At 38.0% G+C, this 7,014-nt stretch carries 3 protein-coding genes; all 3 read right to left on the reverse strand.

Annotated features, from left to right (window positions below):
- Positions 1 to 5: 5 nt before the first annotated feature.
- Positions 6 to 1,547, reverse strand: a complete 1,542-nt coding sequence (locus tag DKM50_14235; protein ID PZM77028.1) for a hypothetical protein — start codon at positions 1,545 to 1,547, stop codon at positions 6 to 8.
- Positions 1,528 to 2,871 (reverse strand): replicative DNA helicase, encoded by a 1,344-nt coding sequence (locus DKM50_14240; GenBank protein ID PZM77032.1) that lies wholly within the window; start codon positions 2,869 to 2,871, stop codon positions 1,528 to 1,530. The genes DKM50_14235 and DKM50_14240 overlap by 20 nt, the downstream gene beginning before the upstream one ends.
- Positions 2,872 to 3,171: 300 nt before the next feature.
- Positions 3,172 to 6,039 carry an excinuclease ABC subunit UvrA gene (locus DKM50_14245; protein ID PZM77029.1) on the reverse strand — a complete coding sequence of 956 codons (2,868 nt, stop codon included), beginning with the start codon at positions 6,037 to 6,039 and terminating at the stop codon, positions 3,172 to 3,174.
- Positions 6,040 to 7,014: the final 975 nt, after the last annotated feature.

Here is a 7,014-nt window from a genome sequence, read left to right on the forward strand (position 1 = left end):
CCAAACTAAAGAAGTGAGATAAAAAATTTAAGATCTTTTTTCAGCACTCGATATCTTAAACCTAATCCTATACAATCAATTTTTATACTAGCTTCCTCTTCCAAATCAAGAAATTTTAGATTTTCAAGATCATATCTATATCGTAAGGTAAAATCATAATGTTGCAGTTTGGTTGTAAATTTCAAGTCAACGTAATCGACATCAAATATATCCGTACTATCATATAAGAAGGCTCGCTTTCCTTGCTGTAGAAATCGATGATAATACCCTAGATCGAAAAAAAACATGTTATTATATGAGTTAGAATAAACAACACTACCTAAAACCTGCTCCCAATGGAATTTTTTGGATACAGCGCGAGAGCCGATAATTTGAGGAGTCAACGAACCCCAAACACCATAAGAAAAACTTTTATAAAAAGTAGTTGAGAAATCAAATTTCTTTTCAGGACGCCCTTCATTTTCAGTTAAATTAGCTAATGTTGTATTCCATCTATAGCTGAATAACCGAGCGAAGTCAGAATCGTTTGCGACAAGATAGAACCGAGGATAAAATGAGACATACTCAAAATTAATATATCTACGGTAAGCTGCCTCAATAGCATAAGTAAACGATGTTATATATTGTTGTTCGCTTGTATCTTTTCCTAATTCGCCCAGGATTTCAGGCGTTTTTTCGTTAGTCTCCTGTTTTTCGACATTACTTACAATTTTATTTTCAAAAAAATAATATAACGAATATTTTTCAAGGGGATCTGCTTTGGTAAAATAATTGAAGCCATAATAGTGGCTCGTTTGTAAATTAGGCATATATTGGTGTGAAATTCCAATAGATAACCCTTTTGACGAAAGATATCCCAAATTAAAAGTTCCGGTATTTTTCGGACTTATAAAATACCCAAACCTCTCCTTGATAAAAAATCCATCCTCGTCATTTGCCCCTATCTCCGGGAGCGGCGTTTGGGATGTGAGAATGCCGTACTCAGCTCTCCCAACAATATACGTTGGCAAATAGAGAACAGGCGTGTCCATCAGATGAAAAAAAGTATCCTTCAAAATAATAATCCCTACTTCCGGATACATTTCTATTCGATTTGCACTAAAGTGATAATGAGGAACAGGATCACTACAGGTAGTAAAGCTACCGTCTTTTATAGTAACTTTCTTTTCTGTAACATGAATATTGTTACCTTTGATATGGTAGCGCCCGATTAGAATATTTGCATTCTTTGCAATACCAATATTATTCAAGAAATCGAATTGCAGCGAATCTCCCCGGACCTGACTATTTTTGTAATTAATTTCGAAGCCATCAGATAACCGAAGTAACTTATCAGGATAGCGCACGAGGAGACTATTTGCAGTTGCGGAGATGCCTTTATATTTCGCTTCGACATTTCCACTTGCGTAAAGTGCCCGATCCGCATTTAAATAGAGTATTTTGTCAGCCTCTATAAAAATATCATCTTGCCCATAGGCACTGATTTGGATACAAAAGAAAAAGATTGTGCCTATAAATAGTAATAAACTACATTTCTTGCGCAACATTTATTTTCTTCTCAATATTATGAAATTTTGTAATTTCCTTTTTAAAGAATAACTTAACAGAACCGGTAGGACCATTCCTTTGCTTGGCGATAATAATTTCGGCCTCATTTCCATTTTCAACCTGGGCATTATAATAATCCTCACGATGTATAAAACATACTAAGTCAGCAGTTTGTTCAATTTCTCCTGACTCCCTTAAGTCTGATAATCGAGGAATCTTTTCTTGTCTTTGCTCTACTGCCCGGCTCAACTGCGATAAGGCCAGGATGGGAACATTCAGTTCCCGACCAACAGACTTAAGACCTCGAGCTATTTCAGATATTTCCTGGTTTCTACTCTCGTTTCTACTTTTACCGCCCTGCATTAATTGTAAATAGTCTATTATGATAAGCGATATCCCTCGCTCAGCTTGAAGTCTTCTGGCTTTTGCCTTAAGCTCCAGAAGCGAAACTGATGCGGTATCATCGATATAGACCGGCGCTTCACTCAATCGGCCAATTGCCCTTGTCAGTTTTTTCCATTCATGATCATGCAGGTTCCCGGTTTTTAGCCGCTGGGCATCGATCTCGGCATCAGAACAAAGCATACGTTGAACTAGAGATTCTTTACTCATTTCCAGACTAAATATCGCAACCGGCAATTTGTTTTTTAATGCAATATTTGCAGCTATATTCAGACAAAAAGCAGTCTTTCCCATACTTGGCCTCGCAGCCAGAATAATAAGATCAGCCTTCTGAAAACCGGATGTCATCTGATCCAAATCAGTGAATCCTGTTGGGATACCGATGAGTGCATCCTTTTTGTCGTATATAGATTCAATTCTGTCCATAACCGGAGAAAGGATATCTTTGATGGGAATAAAACCTTCACGGATTTTCATTTGAGCGACATTCATGATTATCTTTTCACTTTGATCGATAGCGGATTCTACCGATAAAGATTCATCGAATGCACAACGAACTATCTCCGATCCTGCTGAGATCAGATCACGAAGCAAGGCCTTTTCATCTACAATTTTGGCGTAGTAGGTTATGTTCGCGGATGTTGGCACACTATTAATCAACTGTGTTAAATAATAGCTACCGCCGACAGCATCCAGCAAATTTTTCTCTCGCAAACAATTGGTAATGGTAATAATATCAATAGGTTCACTTTTTTCATATAATGAGATCATTGCCTCAAAAATCATTTTGTGAGCGTCCCGGTAAAATGAAACGGACTTTATCATATCTACAATCTTTGAAAAAGCATCTTTATCAATTAAAACAGCGCCTAAAACAGATTGTTCTGCTTCAAGATTTTGTGGTGGTAACCTATCTTGCATTATGATCCCCGATTTTAAAATAGTAAGAATAAAGGCGTACTTATATACGCCTTTTTTAAACATTATTTAAACTTTATAACAACTCAGTAATTCCTACTATGTAGAAATTTTTTATCATAATAGTAACTAAAGTTATCTATGGCAATGCTCACTATTTAGCAGTACAAAATGATGCCAATTGTTGTTCTTTGCACTACATAATTAAAGAATTCTGCTATAAAACCATTATTTTTAAGTATTTAACATTATAGTTTATTTTAATATACTGTTCAATGTGATAAAATTCATAAATTTTGATTCCTATTTATTATCTAAAAGATCTTTGATCGCTTGGCCTGTGTATGATTTAGGTACTGCGGCGATATCTTCCGGGGTTCCTTTTGCAACTATGAATCCCCCGTCATCACCTCCTTCAGGACCAAGATCAATTATGTAATCGGAACTCTTGATAACATCTAAATTATGCTCGATCACAACAACGGTATTACCACCGTCAACCAAGCGCTGCAAAACCTTCAACAAATAAGCGATATCAGCAAAATGCAGTCCGGTTGTCGGTTCATCAAGAATGTACATGGTTTTTCCTGTTGATCTTCGGCTTAATTCGGTGGCAAGCTTAACGCGTTGGGCTTCGCCTCCACTTAGCGTTGTCGCACTTTGCCCTAAATGTATATACCCAAGCCCGACATCCGAGAGTGTTTGAAGTTTTCGCTTTATTCCTTGATAATTGGCGAATAAATCTATGCCTTCTTCCACAGTCATATCCAGAACGTCGGCAATTGTATTTCCTTTGTACTGAATCTCTAACGTTTCTTTATTGTAGCGCTTCCCTTTGCACTGTTCGCAAGGAACATAAACATCGGGCAAAAAATGCATCTCTATCTTAACAATTCCGTCTCCCTGACACGACTCACATCGTCCGCCTTTTACATTAAAGCTAAATCTTCCAGGCAGATATCCTCGAAGTTTCGATTCCATAGTACTCGCAAAAACTTCACGAATTTCTGTAAACATACCGGTATAAGTAGCGGGGTTAGACCGTGGAGTCCTACCGATCGGAGACTGATCAATAATTATTACTTTGTCGATTTCCTTATAACCGACAATTTCACAGTGTGCTCCGATTGTATGCTTGGTATGATAGATCCTGTTTGACAACGCCTTAAAAAGGATGTCATTAATCAAAGTGCTTTTTCCGGAACCAGATACACCGGTCACGCATATAAATTTTTTGAGGGGAAACTCGACATCAATTGTCTTAAGGTTATGCTGAGTTGCTTTTTTGATTGTTAAAAAAGTATCTTCTTTATTATTTACAAGTCTTCTTGTTCCCGGTATTGCGATTTTTTCTTCACCGGTGAGATATTTACCGGTAATAGAGTTCTTGCACGTTAATAGTTCTTTTAGAGGTCCGGCACAAAGTATCTCTCCACCATGTTTGCCGGCATATGGCCCGATGTCCACAATGTAATCGGCACAGCGGATGGTTTCTTCATCATGCTCGACTACAATAACAGTATTGCCAAGATTCCTCAAATTAATTAATGCTGAGATCAATTTTTGATTATCACGATGATGAAGGCCTATACTCGGTTCGTCGAGAATATAGAGAACGCCTACCAGCCCTGACCCGATCTGAGTTGCTAACCGTATTCGCTGCGATTCTCCTCCGGACAAAGTTGCCGATGATCGATCAAGCGTTAAGTAATCCAATCCTACATTTACTAAAAAATTAAGCCTCTCTTTGATTTCTTTTAAAACGTGACGTGCAATGATTTCTTCACGTTCAGTAAGTTTAAGCGACACAAGAAAACGAGAAGCACCTTTGATTGAAAGTGAGGTAAATTCCGAAATATTTTTGCTCTGGACGGTAACTGCGAGTATCTCAGGCTTTAACTTCCGTCCGGAACAGGTTGGACAGTCTTTCTCGCTCATATATTTTTCCATTTCAACCCTGCGGTATTCTGAGTCGGTCTGACGGTACAGCCTGTTAATCTGATTAATAATTCCCTCAAATGCTCCTTGGGATACCCACATGCCTTCAGTTTTTTGAGACTGGTATTCATAGCGTATTTTGTCTTTTGATCCGTAGAGCAGGATATTCTTCACATCTTCAGAAAGATCTTTGTATGGCACATTAACATCTATGTTGTAGTGTTTAGCCAGCGACTTGAGTACCTGCCAGCGAAATCCTTTCATTCTCCATTCTCCCCATGGAGCGATTGCGCCTTGGGATAATGATAGCTCATGGTCAGGGATCACCAGGTCAGGATCGAATTCCAGCTTTTTGCCAAGGCCTTTGCATTCAGGACATGCTCCGTAGGGATTATTAAACGAAAACATTCTGGGAGATATTTCATCTATCGATATATTGCAGTGGGGGCAGGCGAACTTCTCCGAATAAATCAGCTCTTTTTCATAATTGTTGGTCTTGAACCATTCGCCATCATTCTTCGTAAGATCAACAATAATAGTACCGCCACTGTATTTGGCAGCAACCTCAACCGTATCGCGGATACGATCGTTAATACCTTCATTTATCACAAGACGGTCAACTATTATCTCGATAAAATGCTTCTTGTTCTTATCAAGAGGAATCGATTCCTCAATCTCATAAATACTTCCGTCTACTCTGACTCTGACAAACCCGTTCTTCTTAATATCCTGGAGCAGTTTAGAATACTCACCTTTTCTCCCCTTGATGACCGGCGCGAGAACCTGAACCTTTGTTCCCTGGGGCAGTTGCAGTAGCTGTTCAATAATCTGAGAGGTTGTCTGCTTCTGGATCGTCCGCCCGCATTTATAGCAATGAGGAATTCCAATATGGGCATATAATAGCCTTAAATAGTCATATATTTCTGTAATGGTGCCAACGGTTGATCTTGGATTTTTTGAAGTAGTTTTCTGATCGATTGATATAGCAGGAGAAAGTCCTTCGATCGACTCCACATCGGGCTTGTCCATTTGTCCGATGAATTGCCTTGCATAGGCGCTCAACGATTCTACATACCTTCGCTGCCCTTCCGCATAGAGTGTATCAAAGGCAAGCGATGATTTTCCTGAGCCTGATAATCCGGTAAAAACAATGAGTTTGTTTCTCGGTATTTCCAGGTTTACGTTTTTGAGGTTATGAACCTTTGCCCCTTTAATTATGATCTTATTATTCACTAAAAATATCCCCTTTATGCGAACTATTTCCAAAAAACCTGTTTATCACCAGCGCCAGAAATATCCGGTTCAACAACTTATATCACAAGATCTGCAGGCTGATTATCGTCGATATATTATACCAAAATTAATAGACTAAATCTATGTGAGAAAAAGTTTTTGACACATTTACTAATCGCAAAACTGACGCTCATAACCAGCTTATATTAGGGCAAATAATTGGTAAATAAAAACGTAAATAACCCCAACTCCTAAACAGAGAACTATAGCAACTCAAAAAAAAAAAAAACATTGTAGTGATATTGAAAAATAGAGGAGAACAATGTTCTGGCTTACAATGTTCTTCAGATAATGAAGTTGTTTTATCTGGACAAGGAAGCAGAAAGCTGGACAGTGAAAAGAATAAGGTATTGGTTTATCGAAACCGGTGGCAAGTTCGTCATTAGTGGAAGACAGGTAAAATGTAAGCTTATAAACTGCTGTGACCTAACTTGGAAGTTGTTCGTTTCTTGCCAGAGACGGCTAATCTTGAACTGGTAAAGAAACCAGCCCATTAAGAAAAAAATCAATAATTTCTGCAAAAACCAATTGTAGAAGATAGGAGTTTAAACAAAAATGACTTGATTATGCAAAATCTATGAAATTACAGAATAATCCTGGCCAATAAGGGCATAAAAATCAACACCATCCAGGGTTTGGTAAATTTTTTGGCAAAAATCTGTCCTATACATTCCTATATCTTTGTGTGAATTTTCTATTTAGGAGTTGGGGAAATAACGCCAATTCCTAAATAGAAAAATGGAACAGAGAAAAAGGGGAACAAAAGGTAAAGTTTGACAGACCACCCATTGGCTACTTCACCCAAATAAAACAACTTCATTATTTGCAGAATATTGTAGGCCAGTACATTCAACATAAAGTATCCACGACAGATGTTAAAATCGTTGCTGGGGGTATACTTTCCATTAAGACCGC

This window comes from Candidatus Margulisiibacteriota bacterium, from assembly GCA_003242895.1.
Classification (GTDB): Bacteria; Margulisbacteria; Riflemargulisbacteria; order GWF2-39-127; family GWF2-39-127; genus GWF2-39-127.